At 40.1% G+C, this 23,143-nt stretch carries 22 protein-coding genes; 4 read left to right on the forward strand and 18 right to left on the reverse strand.

All coding sequences use genetic code 11. The features are described from left to right. Positions 1 to 239: 239 nt before the first annotated feature. The 15 genes from FDK13_RS08045 to FDK13_RS08110 form a co-directional block, all read right to left on the reverse strand. A complete protein-coding gene (locus tag FDK13_RS08045) occupies positions 240 to 512 on the reverse strand; it encodes a UBP-type zinc finger domain-containing protein (protein WP_137339474.1) in 273 nt (90 codons plus the stop codon). Continuing rightward, positions 513 to 2,174 (reverse strand): response regulator, encoded by a 1,662-nt coding sequence (locus FDK13_RS08050; RefSeq protein ID WP_137339475.1) that lies wholly within the window; start codon positions 2,172 to 2,174, stop codon positions 513 to 515. It lies immediately after the preceding gene. A 34-nt stretch (positions 2,175 to 2,208) separates the two neighbouring features. After that, a complete protein-coding gene (locus tag FDK13_RS08055) occupies positions 2,209 to 3,624 on the reverse strand; it encodes an ATP-binding protein (protein WP_229215954.1) in 1,416 nt (471 codons plus the stop codon). A 179-nt stretch (positions 3,625 to 3,803) separates the two neighbouring features. Then, on the reverse strand, positions 3,804 to 4,763 hold the full coding sequence (locus FDK13_RS08060; RefSeq protein WP_137339476.1) for an L-histidine N(alpha)-methyltransferase: 960 nt from the start codon (positions 4,761 to 4,763) through the stop codon (positions 3,804 to 3,806). Between the two features lie 79 nt (positions 4,764 to 4,842). Beyond that, complete coding sequence (gene egtB / locus FDK13_RS08065; protein ID WP_137339477.1) at positions 4,843 to 6,000, reverse strand: ergothioneine biosynthesis protein EgtB; 1,158 nt, start codon at positions 5,998 to 6,000, stop codon at positions 4,843 to 4,845. After that, a complete protein-coding gene (locus tag FDK13_RS08070; RefSeq protein ID WP_137339478.1) occupies positions 5,981 to 7,561 on the reverse strand; it encodes an ABC transporter permease/substrate-binding protein in 1,581 nt (526 codons plus the stop codon). The genes egtB and FDK13_RS08070 overlap by 20 nt, the downstream gene beginning before the upstream one ends. Beyond that, positions 7,558 to 8,514, reverse strand: coding sequence for an ABC transporter ATP-binding protein (locus FDK13_RS08075; protein WP_137339479.1), 957 nt, complete (start codon positions 8,512 to 8,514; stop codon positions 7,558 to 7,560). Before FDK13_RS08075 ends, FDK13_RS08070 begins: the two co-directional genes overlap by 4 nt. Before the next feature lie 71 nt (positions 8,515 to 8,585). Continuing rightward, the gene (locus FDK13_RS08080; protein ID WP_137339480.1) at positions 8,586 to 9,965 is read right to left on the reverse strand and encodes a mercuric reductase; all 1,380 of its coding nucleotides are present in this window, start codon (positions 9,963 to 9,965) and stop codon (positions 8,586 to 8,588) included. Positions 9,966 to 9,973: 8 nt separating this feature from the next. Further along, positions 9,974 to 10,255, reverse strand: a complete 282-nt coding sequence (locus FDK13_RS08085; protein WP_220417338.1) for a DUF427 domain-containing protein — start codon at positions 10,253 to 10,255, stop codon at positions 9,974 to 9,976. Between the two features lie 154 nt (positions 10,256 to 10,409). Then, entirely contained in the window at positions 10,410 to 11,072 is a 663-nt protein-coding gene (locus FDK13_RS08090; RefSeq protein WP_262711811.1) for a glycerophosphodiester phosphodiesterase family protein, read from the reverse strand. Next, positions 11,066 to 11,308, reverse strand: coding sequence for a glycerophosphodiester phosphodiesterase family protein (locus FDK13_RS36395; protein WP_262711812.1), 243 nt, complete (start codon positions 11,306 to 11,308; stop codon positions 11,066 to 11,068). Before FDK13_RS36395 ends, FDK13_RS08090 begins: the two co-directional genes overlap by 7 nt. Positions 11,309 to 11,504: 196 nt before the next feature. After that, on the reverse strand, positions 11,505 to 12,338 hold the full coding sequence (locus FDK13_RS08095; protein ID WP_137339482.1) for a glycerophosphodiester phosphodiesterase: 834 nt from the start codon (positions 12,336 to 12,338) through the stop codon (positions 11,505 to 11,507). Between the two features lie 64 nt (positions 12,339 to 12,402). Next, positions 12,403 to 13,980 carry a SusD/RagB family nutrient-binding outer membrane lipoprotein gene (locus FDK13_RS08100; protein WP_137339483.1) on the reverse strand — a complete coding sequence of 526 codons (1,578 nt, stop codon included), beginning with the start codon at positions 13,978 to 13,980 and terminating at the stop codon, positions 12,403 to 12,405. 13 nt (positions 13,981 to 13,993) lie between these two features. Continuing rightward, positions 13,994 to 16,825 (reverse strand): TonB-dependent receptor plug domain-containing protein, encoded by a 2,832-nt coding sequence (locus FDK13_RS08105; RefSeq protein ID WP_137339484.1) that lies wholly within the window; start codon positions 16,823 to 16,825, stop codon positions 13,994 to 13,996. Then, positions 16,779 to 17,408 (reverse strand): carboxypeptidase-like regulatory domain-containing protein, encoded by a 630-nt coding sequence (locus FDK13_RS08110; RefSeq protein ID WP_137339485.1) that lies wholly within the window; start codon positions 17,406 to 17,408, stop codon positions 16,779 to 16,781. Before FDK13_RS08110 ends, FDK13_RS08105 begins: the two co-directional genes overlap by 47 nt. 439 nt (positions 17,409 to 17,847) lie before the next feature. On the opposite strand from FDK13_RS08110, the gene FDK13_RS08115 reads away from it, so the two are divergent. Further along, positions 17,848 to 18,324, forward strand: coding sequence for a hypothetical protein (locus FDK13_RS08115; RefSeq protein ID WP_137339486.1), 477 nt, complete (start codon positions 17,848 to 17,850; stop codon positions 18,322 to 18,324). Between the two features lie 7 nt (positions 18,325 to 18,331). On the opposite strand, the gene FDK13_RS08120 is transcribed toward FDK13_RS08115, so the two are convergent. Both FDK13_RS08120 and FDK13_RS08125 read right to left on the reverse strand, forming a co-directional pair. Next, positions 18,332 to 18,961 (reverse strand): 3-keto-disaccharide hydrolase, encoded by a 630-nt coding sequence (locus FDK13_RS08120; protein WP_137339487.1) that lies wholly within the window; start codon positions 18,959 to 18,961, stop codon positions 18,332 to 18,334. 257 nt (positions 18,962 to 19,218) lie between these two features. After that, positions 19,219 to 19,476 (reverse strand): hypothetical protein, encoded by a 258-nt coding sequence (locus FDK13_RS08125; RefSeq protein WP_170982745.1) that lies wholly within the window; start codon positions 19,474 to 19,476, stop codon positions 19,219 to 19,221. A gap of 553 nt (positions 19,477 to 20,029) precedes the next feature. On the opposite strand from FDK13_RS08125, the gene FDK13_RS08130 reads away from it, so the two are divergent. Continuing rightward, positions 20,030 to 20,323, forward strand: coding sequence for an ArsR/SmtB family transcription factor (locus tag FDK13_RS08130; RefSeq protein ID WP_137339488.1), 294 nt, complete (start codon positions 20,030 to 20,032; stop codon positions 20,321 to 20,323). A 22-nt stretch (positions 20,324 to 20,345) separates the two neighbouring features. Beyond that, positions 20,346 to 21,446 carry an NADH:flavin oxidoreductase gene (locus tag FDK13_RS08135; protein ID WP_137339489.1) on the forward strand — a complete coding sequence of 367 codons (1,101 nt, stop codon included), beginning with the start codon at positions 20,346 to 20,348 and terminating at the stop codon, positions 21,444 to 21,446. A gap of 88 nt (positions 21,447 to 21,534) precedes the next feature. On the opposite strand, the gene FDK13_RS08140 is transcribed toward FDK13_RS08135, so the two are convergent. Next, positions 21,535 to 22,467, reverse strand: coding sequence for a metallophosphoesterase family protein (locus FDK13_RS08140; RefSeq protein WP_137339490.1), 933 nt, complete (start codon positions 22,465 to 22,467; stop codon positions 21,535 to 21,537). Between the two features lie 174 nt (positions 22,468 to 22,641). Between FDK13_RS08140 and FDK13_RS08145 the strand changes: the two genes are divergently transcribed. Next, complete coding sequence (locus tag FDK13_RS08145) at positions 22,642 to 23,133, forward strand: RNA polymerase sigma factor (RefSeq protein ID WP_137339491.1); 492 nt, start codon at positions 22,642 to 22,644, stop codon at positions 23,131 to 23,133. Positions 23,134 to 23,143 lie beyond the last annotated feature (10 nt).

The raw sequence follows: 23,143 nt of genomic DNA on the forward strand, positions 1-23,143 counted from the left end.
TATTGCAGTGCTCCGCACCTTCACTCGCAACTATGAAAAGTTGCAGAGCACCGAAATAATTGTAGCAATCAACACACCCAAAGCCCAGATCAAAAGGTGCAGAGCATCGAAATAATTGTAGCAATCAACACACCCTAAACCCAGATTAAAAGGTGCAGAGCACCGCAATAAAAAACCCAAATCAAACGGATCATAAAAATCCACCTGAATTGGGTTTCCCTTTTCAATTAATTTATCACTTAATCATATTCCACAAAAGAATCATCAACATAACACCACATCCATTTCTCCCCTGGTTCTGATGAAATAACCACCGGATGCTGCGTTGCATGAAAATGTTTTGTCATATGCTGCGAAGGCGAATCGTCACAACATAAAGTGACGCCACAAGTCTGGCAGGTACGCAAATGAACCCATCTGCCGCCATGTTTTACACATTCTTCGCATTCGCGTTTCTTAGCCGTTTTGATCTCAGTGATCGCATTGATGTGGCTGCAAATTCCATCTGCCATTTATATTTCGCTTAAATATTGATGAACCATATTGATTGACATAGAACCTTCTCCAACGGCGGAAGTTACCCTGTTCATGGCACCTGCGCGTACGTCTCCCGCTGCAAAAATCCCCGGGGAACTCGTTTCCAGCAAGTAGGGATCTCTATCCACTTTCCAGACCCGTTTGAAATCTTTGTAATTATTCATTTCGCGACCGGTTTCAATAAAACCTTTGCTATTTTTGATAATTTCCAAACCGACCCAATCTGTGTAAGGCTTCGCTCCAATGAAAATAAATAATGCGTCGGCTGCTGCGGAACGTTGCGCATTGGTATTTAAATCAACCAGTTTCAAACCTTGCAAATGATTTTCTCCACAAGCTTCCAAAATTTCTGTGCAACCCAGAATCGTTATATTTTCCGTGGTTGAAATCTGGTCAATCAGATACTGCGACATGGAAGAACTCAGATCCGTCCTGCGGACAATCACATAAACGTGATTTGCGAATTTGGAAAGGTACATAGCCGCTTGTCCGGCCGAATTTCCTCCTCCTAAAATATAAACTTCTTTATTTCCACAAGAAGTTGCTTCCGTATTAGCTGCACCGTAGTAAACTCCTTTACCTGTAAAATCCTCAATTCCCTGTGTTTCCAGCTTTCGATAATCTACACCTGTGGTTATCACAACCGCCTTTGCCGTAATTTCCGTATCGTCTTCGAGTACGATCGTTTTGTACTTATCTTTTACTTTAATTTCCTTAACCGACTGGGGAGAAAGAATTTCCGTTCCAAATCTCGTCGCCTGTGTTACCGCTCTGCGCGTCAGATCTGCACCACTAAGTCCTGAAGGAAAACCAAGATAATTCTCAATTCTTGAACTTGTTCCTGCTTGTCCGCCTGGTGCTTTTCGTTCGATCAACAGTGTACTCAATCCTTCCGAAGCACCATAAACCGAAGCCGCTAATCCTGCCGGGCCAGCGCCGATAATGATCACATCATAGATCTGCTGCTTAACCGTAGCATTCAATCCAATTTTACTAGCAATGTCGAGAACCTTTGGATTTTTCATCAAAGATCCGTCTTCTAAAATCACAACCGGAAAATCGGCTGTTTCAAAATGATTGGTTGAACAGATCAACTTTCCCTGTTCGCTGGTTTCAATATCCATCCAGGTATAGGGAATCAAATTCCCGTAAAGGAAATCTTTGATCTGGTGGGATTTTGGTGAAAACTGGTAACCGATAACTTTTATCCCCTTAAAATCAGGGCGATAATCAGCTTGCCAGTCATTTAGCAAATCATCTATTGCGGGATATAATTTTTCTTCCGGAGGATCCCATGGTTTCATCAGATAATAATCCAGCTGAACATCATTGATCGCTTTTATGGCAGCATCGGTATCGGAATAGGCGGTTAATAAAACACGTTTTGCATCCGGAAATATCTTTTTTGCTTTTTGTAAAAAATCAACGCCCTGCATTTCTGGCATACGCTGATCAGAAATAAAAATCGCTACTTCTTCTCCTTTGTTTTGAAGATCCATCAAACTTTCCAGCGCCTCTTTGACTGAATCCGTACTCAGGACACGATAGGTGTCGCGGTACTTTGTTTTCAGGTCGCGGGTGATGGCCCTTAAAACCTGCGCATCATCATCAATTGAAAAAATAATTGGCAACCCCATATTATGTAGTTTACTTGGTGAAGGTTAAGGTCTATTATGCATTAATTGGAAAGCAAACGATGAACTCAGTCCTGCCAGGTTCTGACGTCACGCTTATTGTACCTTTGTGTTGTTTTACGATTCTGGAAACAACATCCAATCCTAATCCGGTGCCTTGTCCGATTTTTTTTGTTGTAAAAAACGGATCGAAAATTTTCGACTTAACATCATCAGGAATTCCAGGTCCGTTATCAATAACAGACACACAAACAAATTCCCTATCCTGTCTTGTTTTTAATATCAACTGCGGATTTTCTGTATTTTCTAATGCGTCTGTTGCGTTGTCAATGATGTTGGTCCAAACCTGGTTTAGCTCTCCGATCATCGCTTTTACAGGTGGCAGATTATCGTCAAAATCCTCCGTGACAGTAACATTTGCTTTTTTAATTTTATAATTAAGCATCGTCATCGTATTCTTGATACCTGTCCGGATATCAGCAAATACCTTATCACCTCCCCCATCCATATGGGTAAAAGTTTTAACTGAATTTACCAGATCAGAAATCCTTTTGGAAGCGATCCCAATCTCCGAAACCATCCGCTCGGTAGTAAAACTATTATTGATCCATATTAATAATGGAGACAATTTTCCATCCGGGATATGGCTTTTAATTTCTTCCAGGTCTTCAATCGAAAGCCCGAATTCAACAAAATTTTCAGCCATGTCATAGACATTTTTAATTCCGGGCTGGTCATCAAGCCATTCCGTAATTTCATCTTCCTTATCCGCCCGCTCCATCATAGTCAAAACCGGACGCGCTTTATTATCCAGCGCTTTATGGATTTTGTCATTCACTTTATTAATATCTTCCGTATCGAGGCGAATGGAAATCAACTGTTTGAAAGCATCAGGAAGGCATTGTAAATGCTTTTCAAGAGAAACCGACCCTCTTACGATTGCGGCTGCCGGATTGTTCAACTCATGCGCCAGACCGGCAGAAAGTTTTCCGAGCGCCATCATTTTCTCATTCTGCTGCTCCAATTCCGTAAATTCCCTGATCCGTGAAGCCATCACATGGACAAGTACCTGCGTCAGTTCGTAGTGCGTCTGGATCAGCTCACGCATCTTCTCTCTCGGAAGTGACAAAAGCTCCGTTTCTTCCAGACAAACGGCACTGGCAGGCATGACCTTCGCCCTCGAAAAAGGTAAAATCCCCGTTATATTGCCAGCAACAAGATCGGCTATTTTAGATTTATTGTTGTTTTGCAAACGATAGAGTTCAATTCGTCCGCGAAGAATGATGTGCGTATAAAGGACAGGATCGTTGGCTTTTGCAAAAACATCACCCTCTTTAAAAATTCTGTGTTCACTTTCATCAATATACCATTGCAACTGACAATCAGGAACTTCCTTTAAAATTTCAATCGATTTCAGGTCTTCAACCGTAACTTCGTTAATAGCGACTTCCATGACAATTGTATTTAGGATTTGGTTTACAGAAAGGTTCTTGGCAACTCATAAACAGGTAACAACAAAGTTAGCAAATCTGTTAGCAGATTTGGAAAAATCGATGATATCGACAACATATACAATGAATAAGGCTTCACTATTTAAGCAAAGCCAGATTTGTTATTAACGTAAATTTAAAACTATTTTGTCCACAAACTATCCGTAAAATAATGTTTGCAGTCCAGAAAATGTTCAATCAGCTCGAAGCCATTATTGCTGGCAAGGCTTTCGATTTCAGCGATCGTATATTTTTTAGACAACTCTGTCCATATCAATTCATTTTGCCGGAATGAATAACTTTTATCAATTTTGGAAATATATACTTCCTGTTGTTTCAAACTGACCAGATAACTGCGCACTTCACCATTAACCGGATTGTAGTGCGAATAAAAATCGAAGAATTCCTTTTTGAAATTTGCTCCTAACTCGCGGTTCATCCTCTGTAACAGATTCATATTGAAAGCCTTTGTAATTCCCTGACTATCGTCATAAGCATTTCGGATCGTTGCCGGATTTTTTTGAAGATCAAAACCAGTCAAAATCTTGTCTCCGCTTTTCATATAGTTATTAAATTGTTCCAAAAGGTCATTGGCTTCCTGCTCCTGATAATTACCAATGTTGCTTCCCAAAAACAGAAATAATCCCGGCTGTTCCATCTCGGACAGTTCCTCAATCATTGAAAAATAGTTACCAACGAGCGATCTGATTTTTAATCCCGGCAGATATCCAAGCATATTTGCTTCCAGTTCGTCAATCGCTTTTTGTGAAATATCAATTGGAACGTAAGTAAAATCTACCTGATTTTCAATCAGTTTTTTAAGCAGCTGGCGCGTTTTAATACCATCACCGGCACCAAATTCAATGATATTAAACGGCTCATCAAAATTCAGTTTCTCGATAATACTTTCTCCCTGAAGAGATAAAATCTCGAACTCGCAAGGCGTAGGATAATATTCAGGCATTTTCATAATATCCTGAAAAATCACACTGCCCAGATCATCATAGAAATATTTCGATGAAATATTTTTCAGAGGAGCACTAAGTCCTTCGTCAATATCCTGTTCAAAAGTAGAAGTAGCGCTGGTTGTAGTGGTTTCCATATTTAAGTAAGTTGATGTTGGGGCTGTCGGCTATCAGCTTTCAAAACCGGATCATGAGCCCACTGCCGAAAGCCGAAAGCTATTTCACCAATCGAATTCCGGTATACTGCCAGCGTTCGTTGGTGTGAAAAAAGTTTCGATATGTTTTTCTGCTATGGTCTGGTGATGTGGCTACCGAAGCGCCTCTCAAAACCATGCAGTTGATCATGAATTTGCCATTGTATTCTCCTACCGCACCTTTTGCTTTGGTGAAATTCGGGTAGGCAAGATAGGAGCTGTTCGTCCATTCCCATCGTTTTCCCCAGGAGAATTGGCCAGCAGCTATTTCCCACTCAAATTCCGTTGGCAGACGCATTTCTTTCCATTGCGCATAAGCCCATGCTTCGAAAAAGCTTACGTGGGAAAGGATTGCTTTTGGATTCAATTTCTGCAAACCTCCCAGAGTAAAGTAAAACCATTCCCCATTTATTTTATGCCAGTACATTGGCGAGTTTATGGCATTTTCATTCACCCACGACCAGCCTTCATCCAGCCATAAATTGAAATCCTGATAACCTCCCGCCTCAATAAATTCAATATACTCTTCATTGGTAACCAGAGACTTACTAATTTCAAAATCCTGTAAATAAACTTTATGACGACCCAGTTCATTATCAAAACTGAAACCTTCACCGGTATGTCCAATTTCATAAACGCCTTCGGTTACATGAGCAAAACCAGTTTCTGAATTAATATCATTAACCAGATTATGTCCTTGTTTATAAACCGGAAAAGTAGGATTATGACCTAGAATATATTTGATGTCCGTAACCAGTAATTCCTGATGCTGCTGCTCGTGATGAAGACCAAGTTCCATAAGTATCAACGACTTTTGGTCATTCAGTGTTTCCAGCAATTTATTCATGTGCTCATCCACATATTGGCGGTATGCATACACATAGGAAACTTTTGGCCGTGTAATATTTCCCCTATCGGTTCGCAGTACGCGATCGCCTACATTGTTGTAATAACTGTTGAATAAATAGTTGAAAGTTTCGTCAAAAACGCGGTAGTCAGGATGGTTATTTTTTAGAATAAAGGTTTCAAAAAACCATGTAGAATGCGCCAGATGCCACTTGGGCGGACTTACGAAAGGAACTGGCTGCGGTACATAATCTTCGGTTTCAAGAGGTTGACAAAGCTGTTCAGTATACTTTCTGACGACATTATATCTTTCCCTAATGCTGGTGGTTTTCATTAGACAAATAAAGTTTTAAATCTGTAATAGTCTGTATATTCAATGATTGTGCCTGACTTCTGCGCATCATCAGCGCATAGGCGTTATTGAAACCAATCGGTTTTAGCCAGCTTAATTTATATTGATTTGAGAATTCTTTTTGAACAAAATTGAAAACCTTATCCCGGCTGTCAATCATTCCATCGAGCGTTTTTTTGTCAGGTTTGAGGATTACAAGTAAGCCCGTTCCGGTATATTCGGGGTACATGTCGATCTCATTATTTGTTAATGCATCAAAGCAGATTTTCGTTCCACCAAGGCCGGTTCTGGTTACAACTTTCAATTTAGTATTTCCTTCAATCAACATTTTATATATGTTGATCAGGATGTATTGTTCGGCAAAAATCTTTGACCCTAATCTTATTACGTGCTCATTGTTAGCATTTTGCGGTTTTTTGTACAAACCTTTTTCCAACATAAAATCCAGCGCAACTTTTTCCGGCAACTGTTTTAAATAATCGACCTTATAGTTTAATTCCGTCATAATGGAATCATTAATTACACCAGAAAGAATATCAAGCGCAGGCTGTAATTCCGGATATTTCCCCAGAATATCCTGCCGGACTAACGGTGCTGCATAATAAGGCGGGAAAATTGCCTTGTCGTCTCGCAAAGTCACCAGATCGTAAGCTTTCAATCTTCCATCGGTACTATAACCGCTGATCACATCGAGTTTATTTTCAAACGCAGCTTTATACATCACCGCGTCACTGATCACGACGGTCGGGATATCCAGTTTGTATTTGGATCTCAGTCCAAGATATCCATCTTCCCGGCCCATAAATTCCGGAGTAAATCCGGCCAGTATTTTAACCTGAGCACGTGGAATAATGTAAAATGAAGAGCATACCAACAATATTACGGGGAGAACAACTGATACTTTCCGCATCGTTTTCAATTTTGCTTTTTGAAATAATGAAAGCAGAAAATCCAGAATAATAGCCAATAATGCCGATGGAATGGCACCCGCTAAAATCATGTTGGTATTATTTAAAGCAATACCTCCAAAAATAAATTCGCCCAAACCTCCCGCTGCGATATAGGCCGCCAATGTAGCAACGCCTACATTAATAACGGTCGCAGTTCTGATCCCGGCAAGAATTACCGGCATCGCCAGAGGCAATTCTACATTGAATAGAATCTGCCATTTGTTCATTCCCATTCCACGCGCAGATTCGGTAATTCCCTGATCGACACTGGTAATTCCGGTATAAGTATTTCGGATTATTGGCAACAAAGCGTAAAGAAAAAGGGCTGCAATGGCGGGAAAAGCGCCAATTCCCAAAAGCGGAATCATAAAACCCAGCAATGCAATACTTGGAATTGTTTGCAAAATTCCGGCAACACCTAACACAACCCAGGCCGCTTTTTTCTTTTCCGAAATCCAAATTCCCAGCGGTAAGCCCACCGCGACAGCTATTAAAAGTGAAATGCAGGTCAGGCCAATATGCGTAACGGTTTGAGACAGCAATTTATCAGATTGCTGCATCATAAACTGCCAGAGATTCTGCTGCTCTGTCATCGCTTTCTTTTGATTTCAAGATAAACAGACTGAATTGTCTGTATGGTTATTTCTTTTAATGAATTACTTTCTTCATCTTTTACAATCAGCTTTTCCTCATTCATTTCAGACAATAATTCCATTCCTTCCCACAAACTTTGGCTGCTGTCTAATGACGCTGCCGAAGCATTTTCAGCATCAGCCAGGTCATTCCAGATATTCCTGAATTTAAGCGCACTTAATTCAAGCTGCAATCTTTGATGATTGAAAAAACTTTTGGAAAAATCGTTTGTTGGATTGAATATCAACTCATAAGGCGTACCTGTTTGCACAATAATGCCATTATCCATCAGACAAATCTGGTCCCCCAGCTCAAAAGCTTCCTGCACATCATGGGTTACCAAAACAATCGTCTTACTTTTCAATTCGGGTAATTCCCGAAATTCTTTCCGGATTCCGGCTCTCGTTATCGGATCAAGCGCCCCAAAAGGTTCATCCATCAATAAAACCGGCGGATCAGAAACAAGCGCCCGCGCAATGGCTACTCTTTGTTTTTGTCCGCCGCTCAGCTCATCGGGATATTTATTGGCATATTCTTCAACCGGTAGTTTCAGTTGTTTCAATAAAGCATCTGATCTTTCATTAATTTCATTTTTGTCCCAACCAAGGAGATTAGGTACAACCGCTATATTTTCAGCAACAGTATAATGAGGAAAAAGACCGTTATTTTGAGAAACATAACCGATACTCCGTCTTAGAATTTCCGGTTTGGAAGAAAAAATATCCTGCCCATTGATCGTTATTTTTCCAGACGAAGGCTCGATTAACCTATTCAGCATTTTCAGCGTCGTGGTTTTTCCGCATCCGCTGGTTCCCAAAAAGACCATAGTCCGGCCTTCCTTTACCTCAAAGGAAATATTTTTTACTGCGTGAATACCGTTGAAATCTTTACTGATATTTTGGGCAATGATCATCAGGGCTGTTTTGTATCAGTTTATCATTTTTTAAAAATAAATTTTGTACTGATAATGAATTCATTAAAAAATCACTTATCCAAAGTCATAAACAAATTGTTAAGCGATTCAGCATAAGTTGGATGTGCAAAAACACCATTTTTTATTTGTTCATACGTAACGCCGCCAATCATAGCCATTTGAAGAATTGTAACCACTTCTCCACCTTCCGCGGCCAATACCGATACACCCAGGATTTTCCCTGAATCAGCATCTATTACCGCTTTCATCATGCCCCGGGTGTCGGCAGTTTCAATGGATCTGGCAACACTTGTATTTGGAATCGTAGCAACAATTATTTTCTTACCACTTTCCTTGGCTTCCTGCTCAGTCATACCTACGCGTCCAAGTTGCGGATCGATGAACATGCAATACGGGACAAGGCGATCTTTTATGGATGCGTTTCCTTTTTCGATTACATTTTTTTGAATAATCCGGTAGTCGTCATACGCGATATGTGTAAAGGCTGCTCCGCCTTTCACATCTCCCAAAGCATAAATGCCCTCTTTAGATGTTTCCAGCTTATCGTTAACCTTGATGTAACCTTTTTCATTCATTTCAACACCAGTAATATCCAGACTCAGGTCAGCAGTATTTGGTTTTCTTCCCGCAGCAACTAACACATGCGAACAGGAAATATTTTTCGCAGTTTCATCAACTCCTAAAAAGAGCGCAATATTATCGCCTTCCTTCTTAATTAATTCGACTCTGCAATCAGTAATGATTTCAATATCCTCTTCTTTGAAAATCCTTACAATTTCATCCGCAATATCTTCATCCTCACGATGCAAAATCCGCTCTGATTGTTCCAGAATTGTTACTTTGCTACCAAAACGACGATACATTTGTCCGAATTCCAGTGCGATGTAACCACTGCCAATAATCACCAGATGTTCAGGAATTTCCTGTAATTCCATGATACTGGTGGAAGTAAGGTATTCAATTTTTTCTATTCCTTCAATCTCAGGAATAGAAGGTTGTTCACCAACATTCAGAAAAAACTTATCGGCTGACAAAACCTGAGTTTCACCGGTATTTAACTTTACAGTAATTTCTTTTTCTCCTGTAAAAGTCGCGGTTCCGTAAATCAGATCAAGATTTTCAGTTTCGAGAATTCCCTTTTCGGAATTACCTCGCATTCTTAGAACAATTTCGTTTTTGCGTTCCAGAATTTCATGCAGATCAACGGTATATCCGCCAACATGGATACCAAGTTTCTCACTATTAGCAACCGACCACGCAAGTTTTGCAGAAGAAATCATCGCTTTTGTAGGCGAGCATCCGTCATTTACACAGGTTCCACCTACCCATCTTTTTTCAATCAAAGCAGTTTTCATTCCTGCTGCGGCAAGCTTTTTCGAAAGTGGCGTACCTGCCTGGCCGGAGCCGATTACAATTGCGTCGTATTTCATAGTGTGGTTCAGGCTTCTATTTTAACACCTTTCCAAAAGGCGATGTAATTTTTAATATTTTGGGCAGCTTCTTTTGGTTCAGGATAATACCAGGCGGCATCAGGATTTGATGTGCCGCCAACTTCCAACGTATAATAGGACGCTTCGCCTTTCCATGGGCAGGTTGTGTGTGTCGCGGACTCAATCAGATATTCTTTATTGACAGATTGTAAGGGAAAATAATGATTATTTTCGACAACTATGGTCTCGTCACTTTCGGCAATTACTTCGTGGTTCCAGATTGCTTTCATGGGAATTATTTTATTGACAGATTTCTAAAACTTGGTAACAACATTTTCAGTGATAACATTAAAATTGTGCCTGATAAATATAAAAAAAGCCAGTACACGTTTAAAGCATACTGGCGGAGCAAAATTTTTCCATCTACTATTTTGAATATTTCCTCTATTTTGTCTGATAACTTCCAAAAAGCTTGATCATGCGGTCGGGCTGATTTGTAATAATTCCGTCCACGCCGTAAGCTGCCAACTGAGACATGTCTTTTTCTTCATCAACTGTCCACGGTAAAACCAGCACTTTATTCTCATGCGCCTTTTTCACCAATTCCTCATTCACGAGCGTGTAATACGGACTGTAAATATCAGGCTTGAAACCAAGTTTGGTGATATTATCATCAAAGCTATCTTTATTCATCAACAAAAAAGCAAGTTTTACTTTTGCATTTTCTTTGTGTAAAATCTGCAAAGTACGCGGATCAAAAGACTGGATTGTTGTACGGTTTTCAATTTTCTTCTTTTTGATCACATCCATAACCAACGAAACAAAAACGTCCGGAGCAGGATTGTAAACACCATCTCCCTGAGGGGAGATTTTCGTTTCCATGTTGTAATAAACAGGTTTCAGTTTATTTTTCTTTACATAAACTTCTACGCTGTCAATTAAATCTGAAAGCAACGGTTTGTATGTTTTCATTTTCTTTTGCTCAGGAAAACGTTGATGTGGCTTGGTTCCACCATCGAATTTTCTGATGCTGTCATAAGGCATTTTATAAAGTGCCAGACTTTTTTCTTCACTTTTTGAAATTTGCGAACCATCCGGTTTTAGCATGAATCGGACGACATATAGGCGTCATGGGAAACGACCACTTTTCCGTCAGCTGAAATGACGCAGTCAAGTTCTAGTGTTTTTGCACCAAGTTTCACTGCGTTAAGCATTGACGTTACGGTATTTTCAGGGTATAAAGCCATACCTCCGCGATGTGCCTGAACGTCCAGTTTTTGTTGGGCAAATGCGGTTGTGGAAAGTATGGTTCCGGTAAGTAATGTTAATATTATGTGTTTCATTTCGATAATTTTGAATAGTATTTTATTTAAGAAAAATTAGTTGATCAGCAATAATATTTCGGTGCGCTGCACCTTTGATCCGGATTTGGATATTTTGTATCCCTACAAATATTACGATGCTCCGCACCTTTGGAGAATAGAATATGCTATTTATTGCTACCGCGCGGCGGACCGCAAGTATTTTGGTGCTCTGCACCTACTTCACCGAATTATTCTTAATTGAAATCAACAATGCCGGATCATCTGTGTAAATACGTTCAACCCCAGCTTTTAGTAATTTCTCCAAAGTTTCACGGTCATTAACAGTCCATGAACCAATATAAAGTCCGGCAGATTTCACTTTTTGAACCGTTTCTTCCGTAATTCCTTTGAAATGAATCACCAGCGTTTCAAATCCTTTTTCTTTGGCTATTTTAATATCTTCATCCACATTTGTAGTTGGAAGTCTGTCCCAGAAAACGGGAATTCTCGGTGCGATCCTCTTAACATCAGACATGTATTTTAAACTTCCGTCATTGAAACCTACCATGTTTTCAGCTTTCAGTTTTCTTACAATCTCAATTGCTTCTGCAACACAATCTGCTTTGGGCTGAATAGACAAATGTGTCTGTTTTTGTTTCATAATCAGTTTTACGGCATCTTCCAAAAGCGGCATATGTTCTGCCGGACATTCGGCTAATGTCTTTCCATTTCTCGTACGAAAATCGGTGGCGATATCCACTTTTTTCAATTCTTCATACGTTGAATTGGCGATTGTGAGATCGATATCGCCCACTCTTTTCGTAGTCGGATCATGCAGGACGACAATTTTACCATCCTTTGATTTATAAATATCAAGTTCAACCCAATCCACACCCAAATCCACTCCGCTTTGGAAAGCCTGTAATGTGTTTTCAGGATATTTGATAGAATTTCCCCGGTGCGCAGTAACGCCACGATGCAGGGAATCTGCCGGAAAATTGTTTGACTTAGCGCTTATTGAAAACGTAAAAACCGACAAAACGCCCAGAAGAAGTGTTTTATTTTTCATGTTTTTTTAATCTTAAATAGTAATCCCGCAGACCTTACCATCAGGCAAGATCTGCGGGAATTTTTTATTTCAATAACCACATGGTCCCGTTCACGTCATCCACATTATTGTATTGTGTAATGGCAGCGTTATAATTCGTAGTATTGGCGGATTGTTCTGCGGCCTGGTATTTATAACGTAAAGCGATTTTGCCGTTATTTCCTGTACCAACACCCGTTTTGAAAACAGGAACACCGGTTCTGCGCCAGTTGAAATAAGCTTCCAAACCGCTGTTTAAATAAAAGGCGATGTATTTTTGTTCTAAAATCTGTTTCAAACCGGCTTCATTATTTCCGGCATATTTAACTGTTGACTGAGCGTAATACGCATCGTAGTCAACGTTCACTGTTGAAGAAATATATGGACCGGCAACAGGAACGCCCAACGGAAGAGAATAAACAGTCATTGTACCTTTGGCTGGAATGGAGTAGAAACTCATCGACGCTTTGATACCGGCATTATAATATGCTTCAGCATCTCCCAAAGGTCCTTTTGTAATCCATCCACGGTTAATGGCTTCCGCGATATTGAAGCACATTTCTGTAAAACCAATAATTGCCGTTGTTTCACCTGTGTATCCTGAATAATAACGGTACCGGTTGATATAACTTAAAACACCACCACCATTCTGGCTTGCCAAAGCGCCCATATCCAATCCGATATCGCCACCTTTGAAAGACGAAAAATCAACAGGACTACCACCAGCTGTAACCAAACCAGGAGCCGGATCAGTAGTAATAAAAACGCGCGGATCTTTGCGGTCGGTTAACAAACTTACATAGGTTGACGTGCTGTTGTTCAAAGCTCCGTTTGCAAAAGTTTCCTTGTTCAAAGGATAGCGATTGGTCGGATTCAGCCAGGTATATTTCAACTCATTAGCACTTGTGAGCATGATCGGATATTTAACCGGATCATTGATGATCATGGCAAATTGTTGTGCAAGATTCAAATCTGCATCGGTCGTTGCCTTTTTGCTAAGGTGAATTAGCAAACGCAGACGGAAAGTATTCACCACTTTTTGCCAGGCTGCCAGACTATTTGAGAAGTACATATCTCCTGTCAAAGTCACGTCGTTTTTCGCGATTAACTGGGTAAGATCCGCATTTGCTTCTTCCAGCATGGTAAGACTGTTTTGGAAAACAGTTTTCTGCGAATCATATTTTGGCATTAAAGCCGTTGCTCCCTGCAAAGCTTCGGACATCGGAATATCTCCTGTTTCAAGGCTCATTTTTGTAAAATAATACGCCCTGAAAAACTTACCCAACGCATGATATGGATTGAGGTCAGCAGCACCGGAAACCGTCGCCTGTTTTTCCATATTCACAACGTTAGTCAACGTACCGTACAATTGACTTCCCGCTCCAAAATTGTATTGATTGTTCCCGAAATAGGAATTATTCTGCAATTGATACTGATTCGTACGGTCAAGTTGTCCGCCCGGCGATTCAAGCATTGTATTCAAAACCTGATTGAATAAAAGGGATGCAGGTACATCCGTAGGTTTGTTTGGGTTCAGGTACAAGTCATCAAAACTATCCTGACAGCTCGTTCCCAGCGACACCAGCAATGCCAGAGTTACTATTTGCTTTATATATCTTTTCATTTTAAAATCTTTTTTAGAACACAATGTTTAAGTTCACTCCGTAGCGGCGTGTCGTTGGTGTTTGCAGACCGGAAGCGGCACTTGCAGAGTTAAATTGCTCTACATCAATTCCCTTATACTTATTACCTTTGTAGAAATACAACAGATTACGTCCCAGAACCGACACCGAAACTTTATCAATAAAGGTACCTTGCAGCCAGCTTTTCGGCAGATTATATCCGATCACCACTTCACGAAGTTTCGCATACGTTTTACTCGTTAACATACCTTCCTGAATTTGGCCGTAATACTGCGTCGCCCAGGTTTGTACGGTACTCGTTGCTGTATTTTTAGCAAATTTCAGATCCGAGTAGTTGGTTACATTTCCAAGGTTATCGTATTTAATAGCCACTTCATTTGAAACCTGCACACCGTCACCCACGTAAGTTCCTTTGTAATTACTTACACCTGCGTTCGTATCATCATCCAATCTTGATTTTCCGAGAGCTCCTTGAACTGTTGCTGCGTTGGCACCGCCCTGCATCGTCAAAGAATAAAGACGGTTTGAAATAATTCCACCAACGCTTCCGTCAAACTGGAAGCTCATGGTCATGTTTTTGTACTTAAATCTGTTATTGATCGACCACATATAATCGGCGTTCATATAACCCAAAAACTGGTTGATCGGATTTTTTAAAGGTTTTCCACCCGCGTCATAAACGATTTGTCCATCCGGCGCTTTTACAAAACCAGTTGAATACAATTTATCCGTACGATCGCCTTTTTTGAAGAATGTGTTATAGTTGCTTTGTCCCGGAGGTAATTCGCTGTAAACTTCTTTGAACGTCGACCAGTTTGCCATCACATCCCATGAGAATTTTTCATTTTTAATCGGCGTACCTGTTAAAGAAATCTCAACACCATCTTTTTTCGTTTTCAGCGCATTGATATAATAGGAAGCATAACCTGTTGAAGGTGAAATGGCGTTAGCCAAAATTCTCGGTCCGTCGATATATTGGAACACCGTAGCACTTAATCCTAAACGGTTGGCAAGAAAACGCATATCAATTCCTTCTTCAAAGGTTTTTCTGTTGAACGTTTTGATATTAGGATCATAAATACTTCCCGAAGAATTCGCCGCTGTTACATTATTATAAGGTTTGCTTGTTGAATAAACAGCCTGCAGAGAATAATCCGGACCACCGTATGGGCTCAAATAATTATTGCCATATTGAGAAAAAGCGGTTGTCAAAGTTCCTGCTGTTGATCCTGACAAAGTGGTGTAAACATTGAAAGGCGTTGCACCAATTTGTGTCGCCGTTGCATCTCCGTGAACCGTTGCGAAAGATCCGCGAACTTTCAGGAAGGAAATAATTTCAGGAATTTTCACATAATCCGAGATCACGGAAGCTCCTGAAACGCTTGGATAAAAATATACATTGCTACCGTTTGGCAAAGCAGACGACTTGTCTACCCGACCTGTTGCCGAAATGGTTGCATATTTTCCAATCGAGGCATCCAAAGAAGCGTAAGAGCTGATCACTCGCATTTTTGAATTGAAATTATTCGTCATCAACTGGTTCAAACTGTTGTTGAAGTTGTAGACATTTGGAATAACAAGGTAATCCGTCGACGTGAAGTTGGAATTGTAATTAAAGTTACGAAGACTACCTCCTACCAAACCGGATAGATTGATCAGACGGCCAATATTATAATTGTAATTAACCTGAACGTCTGTATTATTTTCAAACATATTACGTCTGTCTTCACGGTAATCACCCTGTCCCAAAGTTCTTGCATAGGTAAATGCACCCCATGGCATTTTTTCAGAACGGAACAGCGAATAAGTTGTGATCTGCGAGCGGCCGGTAACGTTCAAATGTTCGTCAAGCTTGTAATTCAGCGACATATATCCGTTTATATCCGTTTTATCATGACCGCGTTTCCAGTCTTCCACCATCATCCAAGGGTTATTGTAATGTACGTGTTCCGGGAAAACGATTTTCACGTTTTTCTGGCCTGGCTGCCATTTTCCACGAATATCAGGCGCATCAACATTCCATTCATCACCTGTCCAAACCGATAAATTGTAGATCAAACTGTTTGGCCCGTACGTTACATCCGGCACGTTGTCTGAATATGTTTTGTTGAAATTGACGTTGGCATTAAAAGTCAGACGTTTGCTTAACTGGTAAGAAGCCGTTGTATTGAAATTCAAAACACGTACGCCTGTATTCGGCACAATTCCTTTTTGATTGGAATGTGACAAAGAAAAACGCAAAGCATATTTATCACCTGAAGCTGATAAGTTAATATTGTTAGTTGTTTGAAATCCGGCTCGTAAAAAACGGTCAAGATTACTTTTCCCATCCACATAACCACGGTTTACATAAGGTTCAGGTTTGATGTGACCTTTGTAAGTAAGATCACCAAAAGTGGTCGTGTAAGTCTGATCCGGTGTGTATGCTCCATCATATTGCGGAAGCAGCTGACCTCTGAATTTTGGTCCCCAAAGCTGATACTGAGCATCTTGCAAACCGCCGCCAAAACCATCAGCAAAAGCATACTGTCCATACATACCGCCACCGTATTCGTGCTGTGTATGCGGAACGGCGATAAATCCTTTATCAACGGAATTTGTAGAATTAAATTCAACCGTAAAACCTTTCTTTTTTCCAGCCTTTTTAGTGGTGATCAAAATCGCACCGTATTGCGCACGGCTACCATATAATGCAGCGGCCGCAGGCCCTTTCAAAACCGTGTAAGTTTCAATATCATCAGGACTTATATTCCAGGTATCCGAGCTGATGGGCACACCGTCAACTACATAAAGGGAAATCTGGTTTCCTCTTAGTAATACCGTCAACTACATAAAGGGAAATCTGGTTTCCTCTTAGTAATAAGGAAGGCGAACCAAGTAATTCCGGGTTCATGGCTACTGAAAGTCCGGCAACTTTACCTGTCAAACCTGTGATCGGGTTTGAATCTCTGGCTTTTACCAAATCCTCCCCTTTCACTTCCTGAACCGCATAACCAATACGTTTCACTTCTTTTTTGACACCCAAAGCTGTCACAACCACCTCTTCAAGATTTGCAGAAGACGGATTCAGTTTCACATCCAGTTTATTATCCGTTGCCGGGCGGATCAAAAATCCGTTTACCACCTGTTTTTCATAACCGATATAACTGAACGTCAAATCGTAACCCGTTCCTTCACGTAGGTTATTGAATACGAAATTCCCGTCGATATCAGAGGTTGTACCACGCGTTTCAGCATTGGCAGATTCTTTCAGAATGATGGAAACGCCGATCAGCGGCTGTCCTTTTTCATCCTGAATGCTCCCTTTCATTTGGGATGATTGGGCAAATGCAGAAAATGACGAAAACAGCGCCAATGCACCGATCCACCATTTGAGCTGACATGTAAAGTTTTGTAAGATTTTGTTCATAAAACGTTTTATTGAAAATGTTAGGCAATACTTTCCCGGCCCACATTTTGCGGGACGAAAATTATTATTTCAGATTTTAAGTGAGTAGAGTCCAGGGTTGCCGGACATAGCTTTTGAATGGTGTCTTGCCCTTATGAAAGGAGGATTTTACTTTTGCACTTCTGAATTTATTTGAGGAATTATCATTTCTAACCATATTTAAAACGATGCAAATGTACATGTTTGAACATGTGCCAAATGTTAAAAATGGGCCGGAAATATTAAGAAATTGTTAGCGAGAGAAGGCTATTAAGATGATTAAATGATACCTTTAAATAATACAAAAATTACAAGATCAACCCGGGAGCGAGGTATCTGATTTAAATTTAACCGGCTGATCAGAAAATTTCAGGATTTTTACTTTATCTATGTATTGCCGAAAAACAAAACAAATTTGCAAATGCGTATCAACAAAATAATTGCGGTTCTGTCTCTCTTTTCCTTTATCATTATATATACCAGCTGCAACAATGCTGCCGGTGATCCGAAGGAAGCAACGGAAAGATTAATCGGTACAGACAAATGGATCATTAGTGAAATCGATGCTAATGATGCACCGGTTTTTAAAGATGGAAAACTGGTTCAGCAATTTGGCGGACCGAGTTTTGAAAGGTATATGGAAAACGTGCGGTTTAATAATGACGGCACTTTTACAGGTTATTTCAAGGGCGAAACAAACCCGATGACTTTAAACTGGAAAACGAACGAAAAAAATATTACCGTTTTTTCAGCCGAATCAGCGGCGGCAAAAGGTGGAGAATGGACGATTGATCCAAAAGATGTTTTCAAAGATTCGTTCAGTATGAAAACGCAAAGCACAGCCTATAACTATCCGCAAATGACAAGAGTTGAACTGAAATTCAAAAAAGTAAAATAAAAGTAAATTAAAGTTCCTCTATAACTAAATCTTTATAAGCGACTTGCGCTTTCCCGCCGCCATGAATTTGCAAACCAATCAGTCCGCTTTGCGGTATGGACTGATCCGGCTCAGTATAATCTACGGTTTCTGTTCCGTTCAACAGAATGCGGATATGGCGGTTTTCACATTTTACCTCGTACTGATTCCAGTCACCGCGTTTTAGTATTTTTTTGATCAACATCGAATCCGGAGCAATCAGGGTTTTGTTCCTACGCGATTCGTCATATAAACTGGCCCAGTATCCGTCACCCAAATCGGCCTGGTAACCCACCATTTCATAATCTGGTTTTTCAGCACGTTTGCTTCTGAATTGAACACCGGTATTAATAAACCCTTCAGTTCCTGTCAGTTTGAATTTAACTTTCAGATCAAAATTGGCATAAGTCCGTTTAGTACACAGAAAAAAGTTATGCGGAACTTTTTCCGTTAAAGATCCTCCAACGATTGTTCCGTTTTCCACACGCCACGTTTTCACGGTATCACCTTCCCATCCGTCAAAATTTTTGCCGTTAAAAAGATTTTTCTGTTTCGCTTCGGGAGATATAATGAAGGCAACAAGAAACAAAAATGAGATAGGAAGAAAATATCCGGCCATAGTTTCAGTGGATTATTGGTCAGCCTATAAAAGCAATAACGACAACTGGTTATACCGTTTTAAAACTGAAAATTTGGAAATCCATTTCATTCTGAATCTGGTATCAACGCCGAAAACTCATTAATTTCAAAAATCTGACAAGCCAAAAGCCGATCGCCGAAGCACTACCGTTTAAACCAAAAAAAAGGAAGACATATATCCCCCTTTTTTCTCCCGTCTAAAATTCCTAACCTTCCCTCCGAAGGCCGTACCCAAAATTACTTTTTTGAATCGCTTTTCAATTTAAGCTCAACGATATTAGCTTTTTGTGGTGCCGTGTAGTTGTCGTTTTTGGTAACAATTGCTTTTTGTGGAGCTGGTGTTTCCAAAGTTGGAACAGATTCTGGTAAAGCCTTACCAATGGTTGAAACAGTTGCTTTGTCTTCGTTAACTACGATAGTCGAAGTTGCATTAGCATAAGTCGTGATGGTCATTGCAATCATTGCAGCAGCCAAGATATTTTTTGTATTTTTCATTGTTGTATCTATTTATTTTATTTTGATTGTGTGACTGTTAAATCATGCACAAATATAATACAATATTCTGATACAATGCGTTCAATGCATATTATAACAAAATTAAATTCGGCTGTACGCATTAAAACTACCTTAAAAATAAAAGTACCCGAATTATTAATAATTGTACTAATCCAATAAATTTAATCTAAATGACCTATTCGTGGCTCCCTTGGTTGTGCGATGTTCTTCTGTGTTTGATATAAATAGTTTTAGCTTCGTTTTCATGTTTAATTAAAACCATTGATCATTGCATATTTGATATCAAAATCAGAATATTCTATGGCTATTATAGTTAAGGCAATTGTTAGGAGAAAAAAAATTAAAAATATTTTTAAAAAATTTTAAAAATATGATTGAGCGGTATTGCTGACCTTCGATTTCAGATCAAAAATCAGAATTAACTTAAAAAAATGTCTTAGATTCGAATCAGGAAAATCTATTAATCGAAATACTTTAATAAATACTTATCGACTTATTGGGATATCGGGATTTTCCGATATAACTTTGCATCATGGATCAGGTAGAAATATTCAAAGCGCTTTCAAACAAGTCCAGACTGGAAATTCTTAACTGGCTTAAAAACCCTGAACTGCATTTTTCGGCTGAACACCAGAACTGTGCGGGCGTTTGCGTGGGAAGTATTCAGGAAAAATCGGGATTGACACAATCAACGATTTCAGAGTACTTAACCATTTTGAAACGTGCGGGTTTGATTGAAGCAACGCGTACTGGACAGTGGACTTATTACAAAAGAAATGAGGAAGCTTTCGCCGCTTTGAGCAAATTGATCGGATCTGAAATATAACATTATCGTAAATCGAAAAAATATGAGTTCTGAACAACTTTTCAAGCCTTTCAGCTTGAAGTCATTAAACATTAAAAACCGCATTGTGATGGCTCCAATGACGCGTTCTTTTTCGCCAAATGGAATTCCAACTGCCGATGTTGCATCTTATTATAGCAGAAGAGCGGCCGGACAAGTTGGATTGATCCTTTCCGAAGGAACTGTAATTGATCGTCCTTCCTCTTCCAATGATGCCAACATTCCTCATTTTTATGGTGAAGAAGCATTGGCTGGCTGGAAAAATGTAATTGATGGTGTACACGCTGAAGGCGGAAGTATGGGTCCACAAATCTGGCACATGGGTGTAATGGCCAACCATCATTCAGGATGGACGCCATCGGTACCTTTTGAAGGACCTTCGGAATTTAACAGTCCGAATCTTAAAAATGGTGTTGCCATGACCGAAGCTGATATTGCTGATACCATTCTTGCTTTTGGCCGCGCTGCAGCCGATGCGAAAAATCTTGGTTTTGATTGTGTTGAAATTCATGGTGCACACGGATATCTAATTGATCAGTTTTTCTGGGAAGATACCAATAACCGGACAGACGAATACGGCGGAAAAACATTGGCAGAACGCACCCGTTTTGCAGTTGATGTGATTAAAGAAGTAAGAAAACAGGTTGGTGAAGATTTCGCGATTATTCTTCGTCTTTCTCAATTTAAACCAGCTGACTACAACTACAAACTGGCAAAAACACCGGAAGAAATGGAATCATGGTTGCTTCCATTATCAGAGGCCGGTGTAGATATTTTCCATTGTTCTCAACGTCGTTTCTGGGAACCGGAATTTGAAGGGTCCGATCTTAACTTTGCAGGCTGGGCGAAAAAAATCACTGGAAAACCTACAATTACGGTGGGTTCAGTAGGTTTGACGGGAGAATTCCTGGCTGCTTTTGCAGGAGAAAGTTCTCAGCCCAGCTCATTGGACGAATTGCTGCGCCGCTTCGACAGAGGTGATTTCGATCTTGTGGGCGTTGGACGTCCGCTTTTGGCTGATCCGCATTGGGTTGAAAAAATTAAGGAAGACAAAACAGAAGAACTTGTAGGTTTTTCAAAAGAAGCACTTGGTGTTTTGTTGTAAGTCCTTTCAGAAGATATTTAAAAATCCCAGCTCTAAAGGCTGGGATTTTTTTGTGCTTGCCCGCCCCGATTGCAAATCGGTATTAGCATCAACTCCAACGATACGTATGATAATTATTTGTAAAAGATCCATCCGAAAACAGATCAATGACCGCATAACCCGCTTTCGTTTCCTGTGTTTTTCCAAACCAGTAATCTCCACAAACGGCTCCATTGCAGCAGTACGTTATACCATTATATACAACCTGATCCAGCAAATGAATATGCCCGCTGATGGCCAGTTTGATATTTTTATGCTTGTGAAATAATTTAACCAGTGCTGCACAGTCGGTATGCATCCAGCTTCCAGGAACATGCCAGCTTCCATCTTTCACATTTTCTCCATCCAAAAAAACACAGGCCGACAGAATTGGAATGTGAGAAACGACCAAAATCGGTATATTCCCGGAAGTCTTTCTTAAATCCTTTTCCAGCCAATCCATTTGTTCCTCTCCCAACATTGCGGTGTATGGAGAGCCATCCGGCTTTAACTGCACACTATCCAAAACTATAAAATGCCAGCCATTCTGGTCAAAACTGTAATAAGGTTTTGCCAATTGCAGCTGATCCATTGCCCTGGTTTTCCCGCCTTCAAATGCTGAAATCGATTGATCCTTACACCATATATCGTGATTTCCTACGCAGGTGAAAACCGGCAGGGAATTTTCGTTTTGCAGGACTTTTTGATAAAGCGCCCATTCCTTATCCGATTTATCTTTTGTAACATTACGTGAACCCATCACAACATCACCGCCATTAAAAATCAGATCTGGTTTTATTTCCAGATTTTGAAGCTCGTGCAAACATTTTGTCAATCCATGCGCCGCCAGAATATGTGGCTGAATGTGAATATCCGTGAGGTGAGCGATGCGTAAGGCGCGTTTTGGAGAAGTCGCGACCAGTGATTCTCCTTTTGACAATACCGGCAAGGAAAATCCGCTTGCCAGTAATCCCATGTTTTTCAGTAAGCTTCTGCGCAGCATGACGTTTCGGATTGGTTATACAAAAATCGCTAACCAGTATTTTCCTGGCGTTTCGTTATGGTTAAGTTATTGTTATTAAACCTTCTATGGCTCTTACGATATAAAAAATTACTAACTCATGTAATATTGTAATCATTCCCGCGACTAATTATTCAAACACAAGTCCAACAAAGTATGGAAAAAGAATTTGTCAGTCTTCTGAATCAACATCGTGGGATTATTTTCAAAATCTGTAAAGTCTATTGTCAAAATGAAGAAGACCGTCAGGATTTGTTTCAGGAAATTGTACTGCAGCTATGGAAGGCTTTTCCTGCCTTTAAGCATGAGGCCAATGTAAGCACCTGGATGTACAGGATTGGAATGAATACTGCCATTTCCAATTACCGAAAAGAGAAAACGAGGCAGCCGCCCATCTCCTTTTCCAACCTCCCTTATCCCCTGCCCGATTTTTCCGAAACGGATGATTTCATTATCGAAACTGCACCACTTTACAAGGCAATCGATCAATTATCCCCAATTGAAAAAGCTCTGGTTTTGCTGTATCTGGATAATAACAGCTACGATGAAATGGCTGTAATACTGGGCATTAGCAAATCAAATGTCGGTGTAAAACTCAACCGGATTAAAGTAAAACTTGAAAAATTAATTAAATCATTCCAAAATTAAATCCTTGTCA

The organism is Dyadobacter frigoris (genome assembly GCF_005280585.1).
Lineage (GTDB): Bacteria > Bacteroidota > Bacteroidia > Cytophagales > Spirosomataceae > Dyadobacter > Dyadobacter frigoris.